Raw genomic sequence first — 21,697 nt, 5'->3', positions numbered from 1 at the left:
ACCCCCTACCCCCTAGCCCCTAGCCCCTAGCCCCTAGCCCCTAGTCCCTAGCCCCTAGCCCCTAGCCCCTACCCCCGGTGCGAGGTCGTAAATCCTGAATTCCTGTACGTTCCAGCGGCTGAAAACGGCTTCTACTTGGCGGATATCTGCCTCAGAACCTTCTACCATGATCAGGTAATCGCCTTTGTAGATGCGATCGCGATACACTGTAGCTTGTTCTTCGGGCATTCCCCAACCTACTAACGCGCCAATCAAGCCGCCTGCGGTTGCACCCATGACGCCACCCGTTAAAGTAGTAGCCAGAGCTGTGGCTGCCGCTCCCAATAATACCACTGGGCCAATTCCCGGCAATGCGGCAGCTGTCGCCAGTCCCAGCGCCAAACCAACGCTACCGCCAACTGTAGCACCTGCGATCGCGCCTATGGTAGTTCCTTCCTGTGCTTTGTTTCCCGTGACTTCGCGGACTTCCACAGTTTGTCGTTCCGGATTTTTTGCGATCGCGGAAATCTGGCCCATCGGGAATCCAGCTGCTTCCAGCTCGTTGAGAGCGTTGCGGATATCTTCAGGATTAGCAAAAACACCAAAAGCTCGTTGATAAGGACTAAGCGCCATGACTCTTTCCTCTACTGACAAGGCATATTTATTACTTCCTAGATTGGCTAGTTTTCACAGGTTTGTGCATCAATCGCTGGATGTGAGTTTGCAGTCACATATAATATTTCTTGTCTGTCAAAAGAAAGAGATTCCGCTCAACGTTTTGCTTTTTGCAAACAAATGGGCAAACTAAACTCAAAACCTATCTGCGTTCGGAAGCGTTCTTCTTTCACACCCAGAAGTGGTAAAAAAAATTCCCTAAAACTCACTTTCATGATACGCTAGAAACGGGTCGATCGAAAACACAATTAAAATGCGCTATTACTTCTCGCTACTCTTGATGCTAGGTTTATTATCGCAACCGCTCAAAGTTTTGGCGGTGGAAGATCCATCTACTGTTTTCCCTCCCAGCGAACAGCCGGATTTTTGGCCACCAGCGCAAGAACTGGTGCAGCAACAAATATATTTGATATCCAGAATTGAAAGAGCGCTCCTCAGTCCAGATCCCGATCGAGTAAAAGCTGTCCGAGGTCAACTTTTCCTGCACACATCATCTGTCGATCGCTTGCTCAAAAGCTACTATCCATTCCCCAATGTTCTTTGTGCGCCAACTGCTACAGAAAATTTTGAAGATCTGCCAGCTGTAGGATCTTTGAGTGCGGAACAGGTACGAGTTTACTGTCTTCTCTATTCTTCCACACAAAAACTGGATTCGCTGCGGCCTTTGCTCGATCGCCGTGTGACAGGACTCGATCGCAGATCGGAAACAGTCGAAACATCGCCAATAGCACAAGAGGAAGCCGATCCTATTTTAGGGGTTGGCAGAGTTCCCAAGCAAGCGATCGCTAACTACGAAGCGCCTATTCCACCTGCGATCGTACCCCCCTTGCAAGCAACTGCGCCTTTGTTAGCAGCTAAGACATTTTTAGACCAAGCGCGAAAAACTTTTCCGCGAGGAACTCCATTTACAGTTACCGATGAAGTGAGTTCAATTAATGGAGATAACCCTTATGGTTTATTCAGAGCAGAATTGGAACCATACGCGCAGTTTCTCGGTTTGCCTAACACTGGTATAACTCGCATTCTCAAGGCCGAATTTTATAACCAAGACTCAAATAACTTACGCAATAGACTGCTACCTACTAACGCAGAAAGTTTTCCGTTTACCAACTTATTAAAGTTGGAGATAGAAAACAGCGAACAAACTCGAATAAATGATAATCCTCCCTTCGTTCCGCAACTGGAAATTCAAATTGCCGATGATAATTTCCAAATTTTTCCGCAAGAAATCAACTATGGATTTCTCGTCGATATTGGCGATATCCCGCTCGAAAATATCGATTCTGGGTTGAGCGCAGTTGCAACGAACACGCGCCAATTTTTCCTCAATTATCGACCGCCAAATAAGTTAGCTTCATTGCAAGTAGACCGCAGAAGATTTATTACTGGTAAGGAACAGAATTTTGGCTTATCCGAACCGATCTTCGCCCAAGCGCCAGCAGTGCTAAATCATACTTATTTAGTACGGACTGTGCAATTCCAGTTACCGGAAGTTCTTCTCAGTGGCGATCCCATCACCAACAGACAGCGCCGCATCCTCGACTCGTTGCTGGAAACGCCTAGCGCCGATCTCCTGATCGCTTTTCGGCCAGTGTATCGTCGATCGGATGGCAGTTATACCGTGCTGTGGCGCGTCGTCAAACAATTTCCCAATCCTCAAATTGTGGACTTAGAAAAATATCTTAATTTAGAACGAAGCATCCAATAATATAGAATAAGAATAGTTATCACTTCTCAGCTACATAGCTTGAACAATTAAACCTACTCCCAACTCTTTCCCCTCTTCCCTAACCCCTAGCCCCTAGTCCCTAGCCCCTAAAAATATGAGCCAATTAACACTTGAAACTATTGGCGCTACACGCCAAGAATACCAATGGATTTGGCAAGGACAGCAGTTGTCGATCGCCTACGATATCCTTGGAGAAGGAAAAACAGTATTGCTGCTACCAGCATTGAGCAGCGTTTCCACACGCGGGGAAATGGGCGAACTGGCAAAATCCCTCGCTTCCCAGTTTCAAGTTGTAGCGGTAGATTGGCCGGGATTCGGTCAATCATCTCGATCGCAGCTAGATTACCGACCGGCTTTATATCATCAATTCCTACAATATTTTGTCAAAAATATCATTAATAAGCCAGCCGCCGTTGTAGCAGCCGGTCATGCTGCCGGTTATGCGATGAAACTGGCCAAAACGCAACCAGACATTTTTTCGCACATTGTTTTAGCCGCCCCCACTTGGCGCGGGCCATTGCCAACAATGGGGTTAAACGAGGAACAGTCTAACATACTCAGAGAGATAGTGCGATCGCCCATCTTAGGAGAAATGCTTTACGCACTCAACACAATACCGCCATTTCTTAACTTCATGTATCGCGGTCACGTTTTTGCCAAAGGAGATATCCTCACCGACAATTTTATCCAACAAAAATGGCAAACCACCCAACAACCCGGTGCGCGATTTGCATCTGCCGCTTTTGTCACAGGCGCATTAGATCCAGTTCAAAATCGTTCCGATTTTCTCGCTTGGTTTAAAGATTTGTCCATCCCAGTAATGGTAGCAATCGGCGAACAAAGTCCACCCAAATCAAAAGCAGAAATGGAAGCGCTATCCCAATTACCCGGAGTGCAATCTCGCCTCTTACCAGGTTCCTTGGGATTGCATGAAGAATATGCAGATAAATTGGCAGAAGTTATCCTGCCTTTTTTGAACAGCTAATTGCTTCACCTCAGAAATATGGTGTATCGGGGAGTGTTATGCCATTATTAAAAGTAGGTCAGTACCGTGAGGTCTTGTAAATGATGACTTTTAATGATGTAGTCGAGGTAATCAAAAGTCTTTCCATAGCTGAAAAGCAGAAAATTCAACTGTTGTTGAAGCAATACATCCGTGAAGAACGCCGCGATGAGATATATGATAACTTTAAGTTAGCGCAGGTAGAACAGCAAGAAGGGGAACTAAAGTTTTCCTCAAATATTAACGAACTGAGACAAATGATAGAGGAATAGGCATATAATATGTATTAACTAGCCTTGAAAAAAATTATCACTACTCAAAAGGTTCTTCAAAAAGTCCTGACAAATCCCGATAGCCACTGATTACCCTTAAAATCTCAATTCCCCCTTCAATTGGGCGATAAAAAATCAGGTAATCATCAACTGGAAAACTTCGCAACTCCTCAAGGAGTTCATCACGCCGACGCCCCATATTTGGAAAAGTTGCTAAATTCTTACACTTTTGATTGACTTTTTTCAGGAAGCGTTCTGCCGCATCAAAACCACTATTGTCAGCAATCAAATCGATAATGGTTTCAATATCTCGGCTGGCGGGAGATGTAAAACGACAAATATTAGTCATAAACCAGCTTGCTCTCGACGTTGTTGCAGCTTCTGTTGCAGTTGGGAGAAAACCGTTTCTCCATCAATAACCTCACCTCGTTCTGAAGCTTCAACACCAAGCATAATTTCCTTTTTCAATTCCTCAAACCGCCCTTTGTAAATGCGTTCTCGTTCTTCTAAGAGCCTGATACCTGCCACGATGACTTCTTCAGCAGAAGGATACTTACCGCTTTCTACCTGACTTTCAATAAACTTCTCAATTTCTGAACTTAACGATATATTCATTTCTAACCTCAGTTTTAGTCATTTTGAGTTAGGATTAGGCTTTGTAGATATTATAGCTTAATTATAGCATCAAGCTTCTAAAATAGTGCGTTTTACCCAATTCATAATACTTTGAATCAAGTGCGGATCTTGGGGTGAGAAGGTGGGAATGGTGGGATGGGGTGAGTCGGAGATAACGCAAATTGTAGCGTCGAAGCGAGTGAGAAAATCGAGAAAAGTTTGGCTAAAACCTTGGGGTTTCGCCTCTTCGTAGAAAATGAGGATGGGGTGTTTTTCCCAGTCTAGGAGTTGCCAGTAGATTTTGAGTTCCGTGAGGGTGCGGGGTGTGCCTTCTGTGGATTTGGGACAGTGGTGTTTTTTGACGAGTTGCAGGTAGATATCGGTGACGGGGTTATCGCGGTTATCGAATTTGCTACCGTTGATGCAGAAGAGTTGCAGGGTTTGGTGGAGGTTGGTTTCGGTGAGTTGGGTTTGCAGGAGTTGGGGAAGATGGGCGAGGTTGAGGGTTTGGATGAGGGGGGAGGTTTGGGTTTCGGTTAAACCGTGCCATGCGCGATAGAAGTCGGGGTAGGGTAGGTTGGCGGCACAATGCCAGAAAATTGAAAATAGCCCTAAATTAGGTTTTTCATCATAATTATTTTTGTCATAAAAATCAATATTTTGTCTTAATATCTCTGTTACTTTGGCGCTTGTTTCAATTTTTATTATATTCACTAAAGTCGCAGCTGCCATTGGATTAGCAATAGGACTATCATAGCTTTCTATGAAAAATTCTAATGCTATATCTATTGGTCTTTTATTATCTGAGCCAAATTCAAAGAGAATATCAATGTTTTTCATTATAATCCACCCCTCTTTATAGATATTTGCAATATCCAAAATTTCCCACAATATTCTAAGAATATTGTTGAGATTATTTGCCGATTTAAGCTGTAATATTTGTTTGTGTAATCGCTTTTTTGCCGAATCGTCAAGAACTAATGATCTTTCAATAATGTCGATCATAGCAATGGTATATTCATTGATTTTATTAACAACATTGATTTGCTCAAATAAAGATTGAGATTCTATTTTGTATTGTTCATATTGTTCTAAAATCTTTTTTAATTCTTGTAATCCTGAATCTTTGTCACATATTAAGCGATGTAATCCTTTAAATAAGTATGTAACAAAAAAGCTTGCAGGGTCTAGGATTATCTCTTTGATTGATTTTTCTAGATTTAATCTGTTAAATTCTGTTTTTATTTTATCATCTAAGATATATATGAATACAAAACACAAAAAACTCATCCCTTCAAAACTATTACGATAAGAATCGATAAAATTGAGTAATCGAATATCAGATTTATGAATTTTGTTTAATTTTTCGATAAAATTCAGTATTTCTTGTTCCTTTGGATTATCTATAACAATAGGAATGTCTTTTCTTGTGAATTTCGTCTTTTCTATTTTCAATAAAAAATCTTTGGCCAAATATGTATAGGGGTAATATGTTATACCTCCTAATCTCTGTTCAATTCCATCTTCAAGACTCCACTGATTAATTTTTTTTATTATTAGATTGTTCAAGTCACATAAGCAAATATATCGAAGATAATCGGCTGCTGAAAAATTAGCAAAATAATAATAAAAATCACCACATCCATCTCTAAACTCAACTAACTTCCGAACAAACCCCTCCTTCTCCTCATCCGCAACATCCTCACGCCCCAACCACAACAAAATCACCTGCTTCCACTGCGATTGAAAAATCCGATATTCCTTCCCCGCCACCGGAAAATTAAGATGATTTCGAGGTAAAAAATAATCCCAATCATCCACCGCTAACGCTGCAAAATATTCCTGAAACGTGGCATGATAAAAAGCAAAAATAAACTGACCTCGGTTATCTTTACCTACTCGGTTCAGCCAGCCTAACTGCAAGGCTAGATAGCATAAAGATTTATCATCAAGTTCTTCACCTAAATATTTTTCAACCAAGGATTGAGACAGGCGAAAACCCTCTTTCGGTAAATCAAGGGCAGCTTTTGCTAATTCCCCAAGTTGCTGATTTAGCTGCTTTTTTAAAGCGGTAATATTTGTTTGGCAACGTTCTGCACAATCTCTTAGTTCCTGCAAATTTTGATTCCAGTCATAAAACTTTTTCAGATAATTTTCGTATAATTGAGCTTGTGTCTCTGGTAAAGTCCCATCCCAAGTTATGCAGAGCAAGGTTAGGCGTAAAGGATTCCGCACCAAATCTAGCAACCTTTCCTGCCCTGGTTGATGGAGGGCTTGAATCAAAGAATCGGCAAGACTAGGCAAAGATGCAGTCATCAGGGATATCTCCAGAGTCAAAAGAATTACCTACAAGTTAGGGTCTACAGGATTGATACAGCATATTTACCGTACACTTGTTCCGGGCAAGATGCCCGCAATACAAGACTTTTATCATACATATTTGTACTTCATTTATCTGCAATCTGCTGTATATTGTATTTGGATGCGATCGCCAAACAAAAACTAATCTCAAAAACAAACCGAGTTTCTCTAAAAAAGCTAGTTTTTCACCTAAATATGTAGGCAGAAACCCGGTTTCTAGAGGTCAATACACGCGGTTAATTTTACTGCTTAAATCTCGCTAATAACTGAGTGCGATCGCACTGCATAATCAACTGCGTTACCTCCTTCGCTGGTAATTGACTCAAAGGTTCCACAATTTGAGCTAATTCTTCATCAATTTCTCCAAATTTAACTTCCAACATACTCTCAACCATCAGACGCATTCCTTGTGCTTCTCCCTTCTTAAGAGCAGCTTCTTCCCATTGAACATACAAAGGTGATAACTTCATAATTAAACTCCTTTCCTCTTGGTCTAAACTTGCTGTTGTTTGCAAATTTGCTTGGAAATTGGTCAATAAATTGAAAACATTTGAACGCAAAGGATGATTTAGCGGTAGTTGTTGAATTTCATCAATTGCTTCTTCCTGCACTTTTCCTTTGCCTAAAAGTCTTAGCCAAAGAGTAGCTGGCGTTTTCGGTAATTGATGAATAACTACAATTGCCGTCCGCAAAGATGACGGTAGAAAATAAATTCCTTCTCCCCAGTTACCTGATTTAATTTTAGCGCCAAATCCGGCGAGAATTGATGCAGATGCAGTCGGGGTAAGAATCCACAAACGCGGTAAATTTTCTTCATTTAGCCGCTCTTTTTGGCGATTAGCTTCTCGCTGCAACTCCCCCCACAGAGTTAAAAGCTTGGATAAGCAACCGTTGATATCCTCAGCAGAAACTGCATTGCGGAAAGGTTCAAACACTGAAGGCGTTGCTGCTAACTTACCGAGTAATCCTAAAATATCAGTATTGGTAGTGGGAGAAAACCAAACATCAATTTCTCGCACTTCGGCAGAAACGCGGCGCGGTGCTTTCACCTCCCCAAAAGGCGCTAACAATTCTTCTAAATAATCTTTGGCAAATTGATCGTGAATAAACCTAGTCATTGAATGTAGATGATTACTGACTTACCCATGTTGAACGTAACTGTAGCAATGATAAAAATTCCATCAATTCAACCAGTCCCTCGGCTTCCTGTCGTTCTGCTTGAGATAGGGTGTAGCCTTCATCCTGACGATCCAAGAGAAATTGCAAACGGGATTGAACTGCTGGCGACAGTTGAAAGCGAGTCAGTTCCAGGGGAATTTCGACGATTTCGGGCATAGAACAGTTAGCCTCAGTCTGTAATTCTGTGATTCTATTTTAGTCGTTTCAGGGGCGATCATCGGTTATCTTCGCTAAACCAACGCCGGATAAATAACTCAACTTGCTCTACTTCAAAGGGAAGATTCCGAAACACATCAAACCCCGAAAAAGCATTCTTATCCGCTTCCCAAACATTCACCCGACAAGTCACCACCACTCGCGCCGCCTGCACCCATCCCCCCAACAGTGCCGAAACATGGCGCGTTTCTACCCTCGATGTCATTTCATCTAACCCATCCAACAATAACCAAATCCGTTCTTTCTGTTGGGTGAGTTCGTCAATCGTAAGGTTTTTACCTGTTTGTTTCAGCCAGATTTCTTCGATATATTGGGTAATTGTCGTTTGGGTTAAATCTGCCAAAGATATCCAAATCGGCAATCCCAAATCTTGCTCTAAAATCCAATCGGCAATTTTCTGTAACCGCGTGGTTTTACCAGAACCCGGTTCACCAATAAGCGCTATTTTTCTCCCTTGACTAATTTGGCTTTTCCCTTGTCGCAATACATCCTCAAAAAAGCATTCTTCCGCAATGGGAATAAGTTTTTCTTCTTCCTTTTCTTTTGGCTGATTTCTTGAGTGAGATTTAGGCGGTTTGCTTTCAACAATTGCTAAAGGAACATAAATGTCATCGAGTTGCGGTGTCACCCCGTAGGCGTTGGTAAAGGGGTTGGTGGTGAGTTGTTTTTGTAGCGCCAGGTTTTGCCGACAGATTTCTTGCCAGTTTATGGGTTTATCTTTCGATATCACCGTTTGATGGGATGTCTCTACTGTGACAGAACCAATTTTAATCTTCCATCGCTCGTCAATTACTTTTAAATTATCTTCTTTTCTAGCAGTTTGATGTTTCAGCTTCAGGGAAAATTTCCAAAAGCCTTGAGTTTTTGCACTAGGTTTAGGAGCGAGTATATCTAAATCTTTTAGGCAGTCCAGAATATCTTGAATTGCATTAGCTTTTCTCTGTACATTATCTACTTTCTCTTCATCCTTGGGTTGGCAAAGTTCTAACGCTTCTCCCAAACATTCTACCAATGTCCATAAATCTTCTTTAGTTATACCTTTCTCAACGTATTGGGTTCTGTTGTTTCGTTTCTGCTGAACTTTCCCCGATACCAGCAACTCATCTTCCTTGACCCATTCCACTTTAAATGTAGCTTTCAGCTTATCCCCTGGAACGGCTATTTCCCCATCTGCAAGTGCGAGTAACGCCTTAACCAATTTTAAGACGTTGCTTAGTGTGGTTTCGTTTTTCCCGTATTTTCGTGCCATCGCTACATTTTTAGCTTCAAGATCACCCCTTGCCCAAACGGAGGGGTTTGCCCAAGCCCCTAAGTCTCATTATACAAGGGTTTCAGAATTTTATCGCTGGGTTTGATTGGGCAAAAGCCCAAAAAAACAATTCACCTCAAAGCCAAAAAACGAGGTGAATCATGGATACCCAACAAGATAAACTCAAACAACGGGAAGCGTTAGAAAACGCTTTTGATAATTTTGTCCAACCTTATATTAATCAGGTGATTGAAGTTAATGCACAGTCTTTACCGAATATTCCTGTTGCCTTTCCTGGTTTTTGCTGTGCGTCGGGATGGTTACTGGTGACAATGTTATATTGTATTTGGATGCGATCGCACCACACCCAGAAACCATAAATAATGATAAAATAATCTACCTTATTTATTCACCATACTCAGGCAAAATCGTGAGTCGTATTGTTTTAACGACCATTGGTTCGTTTGGCGATTTGCATCCTAAAATTGCGATCGCAATGTAATTCCAGTGCGATCAACTCCTTGAGATGGGCATTTTCCAACTGTGCTAACTTCACCTTTAAACAGTTAAAATTTACGGCTTAAATACAATCTCTATAAGTACTCCCTAATCACAAAAATTGGTTGAGCATATTTGGGTTGATTCTGTTTCAGCACTCGAATGAGACGATGCTCAAGGTTTTCAGTTTGAGATAATAAATAGTGATAGAGAAATTCTATTTGCCCTTGATAGTCTCGATCGTCCTTACAAATAATAATACCTGCATGGTCTTTGTTCCGGCGATGCAAGGCAATAAAATCATCTCGATTTAGGGTAATTACAATTCGCTGTTCACTCTTGGCAAAGGCTAAAACTTCATCATCTGAAATCCTTTGATTGGCTCGTCCAGACTCATAAGATGTCAGCACATCATAGCCGAAGTCGCGTAAAGCTTGCACCATGTCCAAAGGAAAATTTTCATTTGAGTAAAATCTAATCATCGATTTCTATATCAGCATCATCTTGGTGGTAAGCAATAACTCGATCGATTTCTACTTTATTGTTTTCATAGTAAGCCTGTACTGCGCTCAAATCAGGTATCGTTAAGCTGGGAAAATTTCGGATAATTTCTTGATAATCGGCTCCTTGCTGTTGCAAAGAAATTACAGTCCAGACTGGTATTCTCGTTTGACGGATGCAGGCATGACCCCCACAGACTCCTGCTGTTTTCTGAATTATTCTATTTTGTAATTTATCTTGCAATAAAGCGTATTCTTCTATATCCAGAGATTCGATTAACTGCACTAAAGAATCAACTAATTTAAAATTCATAAATCCTCATTACCATTATATTCCAGGAGGAGGAGACAGCAAATAACATTATAGCATTAATCTGTGAAGGTTAATTAAGATAAATTTAATGTGCGATCGCACTACACCCAGAAACCATAAATAATGATAAAATAATCAATGTTATTCACTCCCCATACTCAGCCAAAATCGTGAGTCGTATTGTTTTAACTACCATTGGTTCTTTTGGCGATCTGCATCCGAAAATTGCGATCGCACTGGAGTTACAAAAGCGCGGTCACGATGTAGTGTTTGCAACTCATCAGGAATATCAAGGCAAAATTGAAGCTTTGGGATTTGAGTTTCATCGAATGCGCCCTGATAATACGGCTTTGAGCGATCCTCAAGAGATGGCGCGAATGATGGATTTGAAAACGGGGACGGAGTATGTCATCAAAAATTGGGTTTGTGCGAATTTACGCGAAACCTACACAGATTTGATGAACGTTACCAAAGATGCAGACTTTATTATTGCGGGTGAAGGAGTTGTGGCGGCGCGATTGGTTGCGGAAAAATTAGGGATGCGGTGGGCGTTTGCTGTTCTGCAACCAGCCTCATTTCTATCTGTTTATGACCCGTCAGTAATCCCTGTGTTTCCACTGTTAGGTAAGTTTCGCCAGCTTGGATCTATTTTCAGCCAAGGTATAATTCAATTATCAAAAGTTATTTCTAAATCTTGGGCAGAACCGATTCATCAACTACGACGCGAACTCGGTTTGCCTCCCCTAGTTGGCAATCCGTTTATAGATGATAAATATTCTCCCTACCTTGTGTTGGCGATGTTCTCGTCAACATTCGCAAAACCTCAACCTGATTGGCCAAAAAATACGGCGATCGCAGGGTTTACATTTTATGATGGTAGCGAGGGAAAAGCGGAACTCACGCCCGAACTCAAACAATTTTTGGATACAGGCGAACCACCGATCGTTTTTACTCTTGGTTCAGCCGCAGTTATGACTCCTGGTAGCTTTTATCGGGAAAGTATTCAAGCTGCAAAGCTGTTAAACCGTCGTGCAGTGTTGTTGATTGGCAAGAATGCAACCCCAGAAAATCTTTCCCAAGACATCATTGCCGTAGGTTATACGCCATATTCGCAAATTTTTTCGCGTGCTTGTGCGATCGTACATCAAGGCGGTATCGGTACAACTGCCCAAGCATTACGGGCGGGTCGTCCCACCCTGGTGATGCCCTACAGCCACGACCAGCCAGACAATGCAGCAAGAGTGGAACGCTTGGGAACTTCCCGAACTATTCCCCGTAAGCAGTATTTAGCCGCACGAGTAGCCAAAAATTTACGGGAATTGTTGGAAAATCCCAATTATGCAGCTAAAGCAGCAGAAATCGGACCGATTATTCAATCCGAAAATGGAGTTGGTGTGGCGTGCGATGCGATCGAAAAACAGCTTTAGGCACTATTGGTCAAGCTTCAACCCTAAGATAATCAGGAAATTTTATTTTTTTTGGCCACAGATACGCCAAGGTAAAGGCAGATAAACTCATCGGCGTTTACCTGCGCTTAGTAAAAAATTAATTATGCCAACACTATAATAATATGATAATGGTTATCATTATGTAAATAGTGCGAGAGGAATTCATCGTGGTGAATGCGACAACGGCGGACTTTGTACCCGTCACGGTGCTGACTGGCTATTTGGGTGCGGGTAAAACCACCCTACTGAACCGTATCCTGACTCACGAACACGGCAAAAAGGTAGCTGTGATAGTCAACGAATTCGGGGAAGTGGGGATTGACAATCAGCTAATTATCAATGCGGATGAAGAAATTTTTGAAATGAACAACGGCTGCATTTGCTGTACCGTTCGGGGAGATTTAATTCGGATTATCGGCAATTTGATGAAACGACGCCACAAATTCGACCATTTGCTAATTGAAACAACCGGGCTGGCTGACCCCGCACCGGTGATTCAAACTTTTTTTGTCGATGAAGATATGCGGACTCTATTGCAGTTAGATGCAGTGGTGACGGTGGTGGATGCCAAGCATATTTGGCAGCATTGGGATGCAAATGAGGCGCAAGAACAGATTGCTTTTGCCGATGTAATTTTGATTAATAAAGTAGATTTGGTTAAGCCAGAGGAATTGGATGAGTTAGAAAAGCGAATTCGGGCGATGAATGCAATGGCAAAAATCTATCGCACTCGCAATTCTGAGTTAGAGATGAACGCCCTATTAGGCGTGCAAGCATTTGACCTGAATCGCGCTTTGGAAATCGATCCCAATTTCTTAGGTGAAGATGCCCACCAACACGATGAATCGGTGTATTCCGTGGCTTTGGTAGAATCTGGGGCGCTAGATGGAGAAAAGTTGAACAATTGGTTAGGCGAATTGTTGCGAAATCAAGGGCAAGATATCTTTCGGATGAAAGGTATCCTCAATATTGCAGGTGAAGATAATCGTTTTGTTTTCCAAGGTGTTCATATGCTGTTTGAAGGAAAACAAGACCGCGCTTGGAAAGCGAACGAAACTCGCAAAAACGAATTAATTTTCATCGGACGTCATCTTAATGAAGCCAAATTTAAAGAGGATTTTCGCAAGTGTTTAATCTAATTAGCCTCACCAAAAATTTATTACACCGACCTTGGCAAGGCAGGCTTTCAGATTACGTGACGACGATGGTATGGTCGGCGGATAATAAAACTTTAGCGGCAGCTGACGGCGCTGGGGAAGTAGTGCTTTGGGCGGAAGGAAAACTCAGATATTTGCAAACAGGTGAAGGTCAATCTGTAGATTGTCTTGCGTTTTCCAAAAACGGTGAATTCTTGGCGGCTGGGGGTCAAAATGGACAGGTAAAAATTTGGCGCATCGAATCGCAAGGAAATCAATTGATTACCACTTTGGAAAATAGGCCAAATTGGCTTGACCGACTCGTTTGGAATCCCATACGTAACGAGTTAGCCTTTAGTACGGGGCGCTATGTGCAAGTTTGGGATGTCGAGGCGGAAGAAGTTGCGGTGACGTTGAATTTTGAGACATCTTCAGTGTTGAGTATGGCATGGCATCCCGACGGACAACATCTTGCGATCGCAGGTCATCAAGGTGTTAAAGTTTGGAATGTGCAAGACTGGGACGAAGACCCGGAAATTTTAGAAGTACCTGTCACCAGTTTAGCGATCGCTTGGTCGCCAGATGGCAAATATATCGCTGCTGCCAATTTGGATAACACCCTTGCCGTTTGGGAGTGGCATAACCTTCGCCTTTGGGCAATGCGCGGCTTTCCCGGTAAAATACGATCGCTGGCTTGGTCGCAACCTCTCACAGAACTTAATTTTCCTATATTGGCAGTCGCCAGCGCCCAAAGCGTTGTAGTCTGGGAAAAAGACGCCGATGATTCGGTAGGTTGGCAAGGTAGGATGTTGGAAATTCACACTGGAATAGTGCAGGCGATAGAATTCCAGCCAAACACCTTCCTCCTCGCCTCCGCTGCTGAAGATGGAAGCGTCTGTTTGTGGCAAAAAGCCAAGCAACTCGCACAGATTCTCCCACGCGCAGCAGATAAATTTTCTTGTCTTGCTTGGCACCCCCAAGGAAACAAGCTGGCGGCTGGTGGCGCGAACGGCGAATTAGTCGTTTGGTCAAAAGTCACTCGCACTCAAGGATTTGGAAAAGCTACAATTGACTAAATTTACCTTCCCAAAAAAGTGGGGTTAGTTTTATGAACAAAGTTGCCTTAACTTTGCTTGCTTCATCTGGCTTATTGGGTGCTTTGCTGCTGATTGTTAATCCCGCACACGCTGGGGTTATTGTATCTCCGGCTACAGACTCCGCCTTTGTATCCGTACAGTCTACTCACGTCCGTTCCCAAAATCCAACAGTTACGTTCAATCAGCGGAAGGGAAATCCCATTTTAGACAATTTGGGATGCAGCTGCGCTACCTGCACCACTGTTAGACGTCAGGATTTGCAAGGTAAGCTTCCCTTTTAATAACAGTTGCAATTCGCTGGTCGCACCCGGACAAAAATAGGTTGCCGTTAGCTAAATTTATCGTCTTTTGAGGTAATTTAGCTGTTGGATAATCTTGGCAGAACGATTCGCTACTGACCGTCGAGTCAAAATGCCTTGAGAAGGGCTAAACAATAGTGTTAGTAAAAATAATCCGAAAACTACTAACACAATTGCTGGCCCAGAGGGAATATCCCAGTAGTAGCTAAGGTACATCCCGCTAATGCTGGCAATTATCCCGATAACGGCACCTACTCCCATCATCAGGTGCAATTCTTTCACTAATAAATAACCGCTAATACCTGGGCCAATTAGTAGGGAAATAATCAAAAGTACGCCCACCGTTTGCATACTGGCAATTACAGTCAATGTAATGGCGGCAATTAAGCCTAAATAAATCCAAGTCACGGCTAAACCGCTAGCTTGCGCCCCCAACGGGTCGAAAGTGTAAAAAAGCAGTTCTTTGTAAAAGAGTTTGACTAATACTAAAATAGTGACGGCGATCGCTAGGGTATGCCAAACATCTGTAATTGTTACGCCTAATATATCTCCAAAGAGAATATTGTGCAGGTCTAATTTGTTCGTTTTTAATATTTTGATGAGGGTGACTCCTAAAGCTAAAAAGCTGGATAAAACTAATGCCATAGCTACATCGACTTTGATGCGAGATTGCGATCGAATCCAAGCCACAAGTAATGCACTTAGCGTCCCCGCAATAAACGCACCGATCGAAATATCTATTCCCAGGAAAAATGCGATCGACAATCCCGGTAAAACAGAATGGGCGATCGCATCTCCCATCATTCCCATCTGTTGTACAATCAAGAAACTGCCCACCACTGAGCAAAGGATTCCCAGCAAGATGGCAATAGCCAGGGCGTGACGCATAAATTCAAAACTCAGCGGTTCAATTAGAAAATTCCACATGAAATTTACTCATCATTGTCAATTGCCCGTAAGCTTTTTGAAGATTGGCAGCAGTTAATACTTCTGCCCTCGATCCGTCAGCAATTAAATGTTTGTTCATTAATAAAAAACGGTCGTAATAGCTCAAATTTTCTCCCAAGTCGTGACCGATAACCAACAAAGTTTTATTTTGGGCTTTGAGTTCGGAAAAAATCTCAAAAACTATTTCTTCTGTTTTTTTATCAATGCCAGTAAAAGGCTCGTCAAAAAATAACAATTCCGCTTGCTGCGCCAGTGCGCGTGCTAAAAATACTCGCTGTTGCTGTCCGCCAGAAAGTTCCCCGATTTGACGCTGATGCAATTCCCACATTCCCACCCGTGCAAGCGCAGCTTTAACAATTTCTTGCGATTGACGGTTGGGTTCTTTAAACCAGCCAGTATGTACGGTGCGAGCCATCATCACCGCGTTCCAAACTGTTATAGGATAATCCCAATCGATTTGCGATCGCTGCGGTATATAAGCCACTTGTTTTAATTGCTGCTTCAGCGGACGGGAACGAAACTTTACCACTCCGCTGCAAGTAGCAATAAGCCCCAGCATCCCTTTAATCATTGTACTTTTACCCGCACCGTTAGGGCCAATCACACCGACTAATTGTCCCGGCGCAACGGTGAAGCTGACGCTGTTGACAGCGCAAACTCTTTGGTAACGGACGGCTAAGTTTTGGACTTCCAGCATAGGCGATCCGATTTGAGATTTTAGATTGAATAAACGCTGGGTGAGCTAACTATACAGTAGTATATTAGAATGAGTATCATTATCACATAAAAAGACAAATTTTGTCAAAGCTGATAGGAATTCCTGTCAAGGAGGAGAGGATGTCAGAGAAAAAGCAATGGTTTTGGGGTGCGATAGTAGTAGCGATCGCCACCAGTCTAAGCGGGTGCGGTGCAGATACCCAGGCTACCACCCAAACAACAGCTTCCCCAAAGCCAAAAGTAGTCGCATCATACAGCATTTTGTGCGACTTGACCGAAAAGATCGCCCAGGAAACAGTAGAATTAAAGTGTTTGGTTGGTGCCGATCGAGACCCCCACACGTATCAAGCGACACCCGAAGACCGCAAAGCAATTGAAACCGCACAACTGATTTTTTATGGAGGCTACGACTTTGAACCCGCTATTATTGATTTAGTCAAGGCAACGAATAACTTTGCGCCAAAAGTTGCCGTCAACGAGAAAGCCGTACCCAACCCACTGATGGGAGAAGAACATCACCACCATCATACAGAAGTAGAACAGCATCAAGAAAAACATCAAGATGAAGAAAAAGCCCCCGACCCCCACGTTTGGCACGATGTCGAGAATGGCATCCGCATGGTAGAAATAATTCGCGATCGCTTAATTAACATTGCGCCTGCCAATACTAACCTTTATACCAGCAACGCCCAAAAACTGACAGCGCAATTAAAACAAGTAGATACCTGGATTGCAAGGCAAATTAATACCATTCCTGCCAAGCAACGCAAATTAGTCACAACTCACGACGCTTTGGGTTACTATGCCAAAGCTTACGGTCTCACAATAGAAGGCACACTGCAAGGATTTTCTTCAGAAGAACAACCCACCGCAGCACGAGTAAAAGAACTGGTTAAAGAAGTGAAGGAAGCTGGAGTTCCCACCATTTTCGCCGAAATGACCGCCAATGATAAAGTAATTAAAACTGTAGCTAGAGAAGCGAAAGTTAAAGTTTCCGATCGAAAACTGATCGTTGATGGTTTGGCTGACAAAGGAACTTTGGCTGGCTCTTATGTAGGAATGTTAACTGCCAACACTTGCGCGATTGTGGAGGGACTAGGAGGTAAATGTACAGCTTTCCAATCATTTTAACAGCTCCCTAATCCCCAGCCCCTAGCCCCGACGCCCTAAAAGCGCTAGGGTAGGGTTGAAGACGATTTCCCTGGCTAACTGTGTTTCCTTCCAGACGCCCTGCTATATTAATAAATCTGACGGCTTTGTTGCTGACTTCCCTGACTGCCTGCGCCAACAGTCCAGCGGCGAAGAACTTGGAGCAGTCTTTGGCGGCAGATCCCAACCTGCAAGAAAACCCGGCTACAGTGGGACAGTCGGGAAGCGATCGCAACGTCCAAACATCACCAACGGTAAACTTACCATCTGACTTCCCATCGGAAATTAACAAATATCCCCTAGCGCAATTACAGGAAGTCAAGTTACCCAACTCTACAACTCCAGCAGAACAGGCGACCCTGACTCGCTGGAGTAGCGGCGACCCCGTTAACTTAGTTCAGAATTTCTATCAAAAGCAGTTTCAGGAAAATAACTGGCAATTGCTCAGTCAGCCTACAGATGATGCTGGCGGTACGTTTGAAGCTAAGCGAAATGACTTGAAAGTTACAGTTTCCATCCAGCCAATTTCTAGCGCGACAAATACCAGTAGCGCCAGTCAACCTACTGCTAATCAAAATTCAGCAGCCGCCACAGAATTTACCATACAATACGAGCGCGTTAGTAGCGATACTACCGCAACTGCACCGCAACCAGAAGCGACAAATTCTCCAACTCCAACTGCTTCTCTAACACCGACACCTTCCGCACAACCAACTGCAACTCCTCAAACAGAAACTGCCACCAATACAACTAATAATGTTAATGTTTTTTCTGACTTAAATAATGCACCCAAAGAATTGCATTCCTACGTCACAGATATAGCGCAATTGGGTGTACTGACACTTAATCCCAGTAACTCGAAACAAAATCAATCGGCTGCAAACACCAAATTTGAACCGAACAAAGCCATCAGTCATCGCGAGTTTGCGCGTTGGCTAATTGCTACTAGCAATAAAATGAATGCTAACAATCCTGCCAAACAAATTCGTTTGGCAACAGATGCGTCTCAACCTGCTTTTCAGGATGTAGCGAAAACTGACCCCGACTTTCCCGCTATTCAAGGATTAGCTGAAGCGGGAATCATTCCCAGTCCGCTTTCTGGAGATAGCACAGCCGTGTTGTTTCGTCCGGGTGCAGCTTTAACGCGGGAACAGTTGCTGATGTGGAAAGTCCCTTTGGATACTCGCTTGGCGTCATCTGCAACTATTGATTCGGTGAAGCAAACTTGGGGTTTTCAAGATGTAGCGAAGATTGACCCGAAGGCGTTGCGATCGATCCTCACAGATTTCCAAAATGGAGATACTTCTATTATTCGACGAGTTTTTGGTTATACTACCCTATTTCAACCCAAAAAATCTGTGACTCGCGCTGAAGCGGCGGCGGCGCTTTGGTATTTTGGCACTCAAAATGAGGGCATATCTGCAAAGGAACTAACAACTAAGGAGTAGGATAGTTTTGAGTTTTGAGTAGGGTGGGCACTACTCACAAAAATACCTGTAACTATAAAGGAGGCGATTCTATTCTTCTGTGGGTAGAGCAGCCAGAAGCCGATTTTTAATTGAATCGGAGAAGTTTGGCGATCGGGACATCACAAGGGAAAGTATCTTTAAATTCTGCTAAAAACTAGCATAACCAAAACCAATTTTATTCCGGCTGCAAAATTTAAGCTTTACGAAGCTTCATATTTGTTCAAAAATTTTGAGCAATACCTTCGACGCGCTTTAGCGCGTCGAAGGTATTGCTCTTCCTTTCTGACTGCCTGAGCAGACATCGATCGGCAAGCAAATCAACCTCATAACTAACACCCTCAACTTTTTGCCGAGCCAACTGTGCTTGCAATTTATTATACGAACTTTTAACTCGATTATAAGTTTCTTTCAAGCGATTAACCTGATATTTAATTTGTTTCCTATTCTCTTTTAATTGTTCCCTCAACTGCAAGATTTTGAACTTCTCTTCACGGTAAAATTCCCCATCTACTGCATTTTTAACAGGCGTAATATAACTGGGTCTGTTTGTTGGCTTTAAATCGTTACCTTTGACGTAATAGCCATAAATAGCACTGAGAAGTTCAGCTAAAGATTCGCTGCTAGACTTCTGACTTGCTAAAAGATATTTAGCTAATTCTTTAGCTTCCTTAAATGTTAATTGCTGCGAACTGTATGCACACAATTGCTCATTTGTAAAACTCAATTCTTGCTCTAGCTCTTGTAGTTGTAATTCTTTGCCACGCAACTCTTGATTCAACATTTCTATTTGCTGGCGCAAAATCTCGATCGTATCTTCAAGTTCCTCTCTTTTTACTTCGTCAAAGTATTGAGATTGTTTAAGAACGGTCTCTCCATCCCATTCAGCATTTTCTTGCATCACAGCATTGATTCCTTAAGAAGCGCGATCGCCTTCATCCAAATATCCCGGATGGCCCGGATGGTTGGATAACAAACTTTTACTCTCAATTTTACTTTTTTCAGCTTTGGGCAAAGCAAGCTGAACCTTTTCTAAGCCAGTGGCCTTATGATAACTTTTGTGTGAGTGCATCTTCTTCAAGATAGAGTTTCTTTAGTTTTTATCTAAACAACCGAAACAATAGCAATATGAAAAATTTTAACCTTTTCTCACTAAAATCTACTCTATTAGGTACAAAATCGTTTGTCTGTCCGATACCGTACAGTAAAAATATAAGTTATTGTTATAATTCATCTCTCTGATGGAAATTCCGAAACCGCCAATTCAAATTGTCTTGATTAAATTACGATCGACTGTTGGACACAATTGAGGAATTGGTGCTGCACCCTTCTCAAGAGCGGTGCAGGAGAGCAGAAATTTCCCACCAGCTTGACTGCAAAGATGGGGGAATGGGGAGATGGGGAGAAAAAACTGATGGATTACTTCTGCTGTCTTCCACTACTTATAAGTATTTTTAGTAACTAGAGTAACTAATTTTTATGTATAAATACTTATAAAATTCCTTGTAACGGTAGCTAAGGACGCGGTATATTTAAAACCCGAACTTTAAAACTGGTTACTTTTTTGACCTACACGGGTACTTTAGATAAGAAAACTTAAAGTCAAAAGTCAAAAGTCAAAAGTCAAAATTCCTCCCTCTCCCTCTCTCTGATAGAAGCTAGAAATCTTCAGTAAAGGTGGAACTGGTAAACCAAATGTCTTTATTAAATAACGATCGACTGTTCGATACAATTGAGGAATTAGTGCTGCACCATTCTCCCAGCGGTGCGGAAGGGGAAATCGATCGCCTGTTGCTCGATCGATTCAAGGCTCTGGGAGTGAAAGCATGGCTGGATGCAGCGGGAAATGCTCTAGCTCTCATTCCCGGTAAAGATTCCACCCGCAGTATCGCCATCACCGCCCATAAAGACGAAATTGGCGCAATTGTCAAGAGTATCGAGCCGTTTGGACGAGTACAAGTACGAAAACTGGGCGGTGCATTTCCTTGGGTTTATGGTGAAGGCGTCGTCGATCTGTTGGGAGATAACCAAATTATCAGCGGCATCTTATCATTCGGATCGCGTCACGTCTCCCACGAATCGCCTCAAAAAGCCCAGCAGGAAGACAAACCGCTACGTTGGGAAGATGCCTGGGTGGAAACCAAATGCAGCACAGCGGAACTGGAAGCAGCTGGCATTCGACCGGGAACTCGCGTAGTCGTAGGCAAACATCGCAAGCGACCGATCCGACTCAAGGATTATATTGCCAGTTACACCTTGGATAATAAAGCTTCGGTAGCAATTTTGTTGGGTCTGGCGGAAACCTTAAAGCAACCGGCTGTGGATACCTATCTGGTAGCTTCGGCAAAAGAAGAAGTGGGTGCCGTAGGCGCTCTCTACTTTACCCAAAATCAGCGCCTGGAAGCATTGATCGCCCTGGAAATCTGTCCTTTGTCGAGCGAATATCCGATTGAAGATGGAGAAGCGCCGGTACTGCTTTCCCAAGATGGCTACGGCATTTACGACGAAAACCTGAACGGGGAGATCCGAAGCGTGGCAAAACGACTAAATATTCCCTTACAACTGGCAACCTTGAGCGGTTTTGGTTCCGATGCCTCAATTGCCATGAAATTCGGTCACGTAGCGCGTGCGGCTTGTTTGAGTTTCCCCACCCAAAATACCCACGGTTACGAGATTGCTCACTTAGGAGCGATCGCCAACTGCATCCGCCTGCTGCAAGCGTACTGCGAAACCGAATTTAGCCAATAGTCAGTTGTCAGTTGTCAGTTACCTAATCACGAATATTAAACAATCCATAAACGCTAACCTTTGGATAGCCATGATTTTCTACAATAGTGAAGCTGGGGAA

24 protein-coding genes are annotated in these 21,697 nt (G+C 42.9%); 11 read left to right on the top strand and 13 right to left on the bottom strand.

Features of this window, described 5'->3' with window-relative positions; genetic code table 11:
- Positions 1 to 54: 54 nt before the first annotated feature.
- The gene (locus tag H6G03_RS24040) at positions 55 to 612 is read right to left on the bottom strand and encodes a DUF1269 domain-containing protein (RefSeq protein ID WP_190469688.1); all 558 of its coding nucleotides are present in this window, start codon (positions 610 to 612) and stop codon (positions 55 to 57) included.
- Between the two features lie 295 nt (positions 613 to 907).
- On the opposite strand from H6G03_RS24040, the gene H6G03_RS24035 reads away from it, so the two are divergent.
- The 3 genes from H6G03_RS24035 to H6G03_RS24025 all read left to right on the top strand — a co-directional run bounded on the left by H6G03_RS24035 (position 908) and on the right by H6G03_RS24025 (position 3,658).
- Complete coding sequence (locus H6G03_RS24035) at positions 908 to 2,362, top strand: hypothetical protein (RefSeq protein WP_190469687.1); 1,455 nt, start codon at positions 908 to 910, stop codon at positions 2,360 to 2,362.
- Between the two features lie 115 nt (positions 2,363 to 2,477).
- Entirely contained in the window at positions 2,478 to 3,368 is an 891-nt protein-coding gene (locus H6G03_RS24030; protein WP_190469684.1) for an alpha/beta fold hydrolase, read from the top strand.
- Positions 3,369 to 3,451: 83 nt separating this feature from the next.
- Positions 3,452 to 3,658, top strand: coding sequence for a hypothetical protein (locus H6G03_RS24025; RefSeq protein ID WP_190469709.1), 207 nt, complete (start codon positions 3,452 to 3,454; stop codon positions 3,656 to 3,658).
- Between the two features lie 40 nt (positions 3,659 to 3,698).
- On the opposite strand, the gene H6G03_RS24020 is transcribed toward H6G03_RS24025, so the two are convergent.
- The 6 genes from H6G03_RS24020 to H6G03_RS23995 form a co-directional block, all read right to left on the bottom strand.
- Entirely contained in the window at positions 3,699 to 4,007 is a 309-nt protein-coding gene (locus tag H6G03_RS24020) for a type II toxin-antitoxin system RelE/ParE family toxin (RefSeq protein WP_190469681.1), read from the bottom strand.
- Positions 4,004 to 4,273 carry a type II toxin-antitoxin system ParD family antitoxin gene (locus tag H6G03_RS24015; protein WP_190469678.1) on the bottom strand — a complete coding sequence of 90 codons (270 nt, stop codon included), beginning with the start codon at positions 4,271 to 4,273 and terminating at the stop codon, positions 4,004 to 4,006. The genes H6G03_RS24020 and H6G03_RS24015 overlap by 4 nt, the downstream gene beginning before the upstream one ends.
- A 69-nt stretch (positions 4,274 to 4,342) precedes the next feature.
- On the bottom strand, positions 4,343 to 6,589 hold the full coding sequence (locus H6G03_RS38240; protein ID WP_242056846.1) for an NACHT domain-containing protein: 2,247 nt from the start codon (positions 6,587 to 6,589) through the stop codon (positions 4,343 to 4,345).
- A 287-nt stretch (positions 6,590 to 6,876) separates the two neighbouring features.
- Positions 6,877 to 7,752 carry a hypothetical protein gene (locus tag H6G03_RS24005; protein ID WP_190469675.1) on the bottom strand — a complete coding sequence of 292 codons (876 nt, stop codon included), beginning with the start codon at positions 7,750 to 7,752 and terminating at the stop codon, positions 6,877 to 6,879.
- Positions 7,753 to 7,765: 13 nt separating this feature from the next.
- Positions 7,766 to 7,969, bottom strand: coding sequence for a hypothetical protein (locus tag H6G03_RS24000; protein ID WP_190469672.1), 204 nt, complete (start codon positions 7,967 to 7,969; stop codon positions 7,766 to 7,768).
- Between the two features lie 58 nt (positions 7,970 to 8,027).
- Positions 8,028 to 9,278 carry an NACHT domain-containing protein gene (locus H6G03_RS23995; protein ID WP_190469669.1) on the bottom strand — a complete coding sequence of 417 codons (1,251 nt, stop codon included), beginning with the start codon at positions 9,276 to 9,278 and terminating at the stop codon, positions 8,028 to 8,030.
- A gap of 161 nt (positions 9,279 to 9,439) precedes the next feature.
- On the opposite strand from H6G03_RS23995, the gene H6G03_RS23990 reads away from it, so the two are divergent.
- The gene (locus tag H6G03_RS23990; RefSeq protein WP_190469666.1) at positions 9,440 to 9,658 is read left to right on the top strand and encodes a hypothetical protein; all 219 of its coding nucleotides are present in this window, start codon (positions 9,440 to 9,442) and stop codon (positions 9,656 to 9,658) included.
- Positions 9,659 to 9,871: 213 nt separating this feature from the next.
- On the opposite strand, the gene H6G03_RS23985 is transcribed toward H6G03_RS23990, so the two are convergent.
- On the bottom strand, positions 9,872 to 10,258 hold the full coding sequence (locus H6G03_RS23985) for a DUF5615 family PIN-like protein (RefSeq protein ID WP_190469662.1): 387 nt from the start codon (positions 10,256 to 10,258) through the stop codon (positions 9,872 to 9,874).
- The gene (locus tag H6G03_RS23980; protein WP_190469659.1) at positions 10,251 to 10,589 is read right to left on the bottom strand and encodes a DUF433 domain-containing protein; all 339 of its coding nucleotides are present in this window, start codon (positions 10,587 to 10,589) and stop codon (positions 10,251 to 10,253) included. The genes H6G03_RS23985 and H6G03_RS23980 overlap by 8 nt, the downstream gene beginning before the upstream one ends.
- Positions 10,590 to 10,759: 170 nt before the next feature.
- Between H6G03_RS23980 and H6G03_RS39325 the strand changes: the two genes are divergently transcribed.
- From H6G03_RS39325 to H6G03_RS23960, 4 genes are all read left to right on the top strand, one after another.
- The gene (locus tag H6G03_RS39325) at positions 10,760 to 12,016 is read left to right on the top strand and encodes a glycosyltransferase (RefSeq protein ID WP_190469656.1); all 1,257 of its coding nucleotides are present in this window, start codon (positions 10,760 to 10,762) and stop codon (positions 12,014 to 12,016) included.
- A 188-nt stretch (positions 12,017 to 12,204) separates the two neighbouring features.
- Positions 12,205 to 13,176: a CobW family GTP-binding protein gene (locus H6G03_RS23970; RefSeq protein ID WP_190469653.1), complete on the top strand. Its 972-nt coding sequence runs from the start codon at positions 12,205 to 12,207 to the stop codon at positions 13,174 to 13,176.
- The gene (locus H6G03_RS23965; RefSeq protein ID WP_322111962.1) at positions 13,164 to 14,249 is read left to right on the top strand and encodes a WD40 repeat domain-containing protein; all 1,086 of its coding nucleotides are present in this window, start codon (positions 13,164 to 13,166) and stop codon (positions 14,247 to 14,249) included. Before H6G03_RS23970 ends, H6G03_RS23965 begins: the two co-directional genes overlap by 13 nt.
- Before the next feature lie 32 nt (positions 14,250 to 14,281).
- Positions 14,282 to 14,551: a hypothetical protein gene (locus H6G03_RS23960; RefSeq protein ID WP_190469649.1), complete on the top strand. Its 270-nt coding sequence runs from the start codon at positions 14,282 to 14,284 to the stop codon at positions 14,549 to 14,551.
- A 57-nt stretch (positions 14,552 to 14,608) separates the two neighbouring features.
- Here the strand turns inward: H6G03_RS23960 and H6G03_RS23955 are convergent, their stop codons facing one another.
- Both H6G03_RS23955 and H6G03_RS23950 read right to left on the bottom strand, forming a co-directional pair.
- A complete protein-coding gene (locus H6G03_RS23955; RefSeq protein WP_190469646.1) occupies positions 14,609 to 15,496 on the bottom strand; it encodes a metal ABC transporter permease in 888 nt (295 codons plus the stop codon).
- Positions 15,477 to 16,214 carry a metal ABC transporter ATP-binding protein gene (locus tag H6G03_RS23950; protein WP_190469643.1) on the bottom strand — a complete coding sequence of 246 codons (738 nt, stop codon included), beginning with the start codon at positions 16,212 to 16,214 and terminating at the stop codon, positions 15,477 to 15,479. The genes H6G03_RS23955 and H6G03_RS23950 overlap by 20 nt, the downstream gene beginning before the upstream one ends.
- 140 nt (positions 16,215 to 16,354) lie before the next feature.
- Between H6G03_RS23950 and H6G03_RS23945 the strand changes: the two genes are divergently transcribed.
- Entirely contained in the window at positions 16,355 to 17,365 is a 1,011-nt protein-coding gene (locus H6G03_RS23945) for a metal ABC transporter solute-binding protein, Zn/Mn family (RefSeq protein ID WP_190469639.1), read from the top strand.
- A gap of 80 nt (positions 17,366 to 17,445) precedes the next feature.
- On the top strand, positions 17,446 to 18,831 hold the full coding sequence (locus tag H6G03_RS23940; RefSeq protein ID WP_190469636.1) for an S-layer homology domain-containing protein: 1,386 nt from the start codon (positions 17,446 to 17,448) through the stop codon (positions 18,829 to 18,831).
- Between the two features lie 241 nt (positions 18,832 to 19,072).
- Here H6G03_RS23940 and H6G03_RS23935 read toward each other — a convergent pair whose 3' ends face one another.
- Both H6G03_RS23935 and H6G03_RS23930 read right to left on the bottom strand, forming a co-directional pair.
- The gene (locus tag H6G03_RS23935) at positions 19,073 to 19,750 is read right to left on the bottom strand and encodes a hypothetical protein (protein ID WP_206756644.1); all 678 of its coding nucleotides are present in this window, start codon (positions 19,748 to 19,750) and stop codon (positions 19,073 to 19,075) included.
- Between the two features lie 15 nt (positions 19,751 to 19,765).
- Positions 19,766 to 19,921, bottom strand: coding sequence for a hypothetical protein (locus H6G03_RS23930; RefSeq protein WP_190469631.1), 156 nt, complete (start codon positions 19,919 to 19,921; stop codon positions 19,766 to 19,768).
- Positions 19,922 to 20,544: 623 nt separating this feature from the next.
- On the opposite strand from H6G03_RS23930, the gene H6G03_RS23925 reads away from it, so the two are divergent.
- Positions 20,545 to 21,597, top strand: a complete 1,053-nt coding sequence (locus H6G03_RS23925; RefSeq protein WP_190469702.1) for a M42 family metallopeptidase — start codon at positions 20,545 to 20,547, stop codon at positions 21,595 to 21,597.
- Positions 21,598 to 21,697 lie beyond the last annotated feature (100 nt).

It is taken from the genome of Aerosakkonema funiforme FACHB-1375 (assembly GCF_014696265.1).
Lineage (GTDB): Bacteria > Cyanobacteriota > Cyanobacteriia > Cyanobacteriales > Aerosakkonemataceae > Aerosakkonema > Aerosakkonema funiforme_A.
Note: the sequence above shows the minus strand (reverse complement) of the source record. Positions and strands in the feature narration are given on the sequence as shown.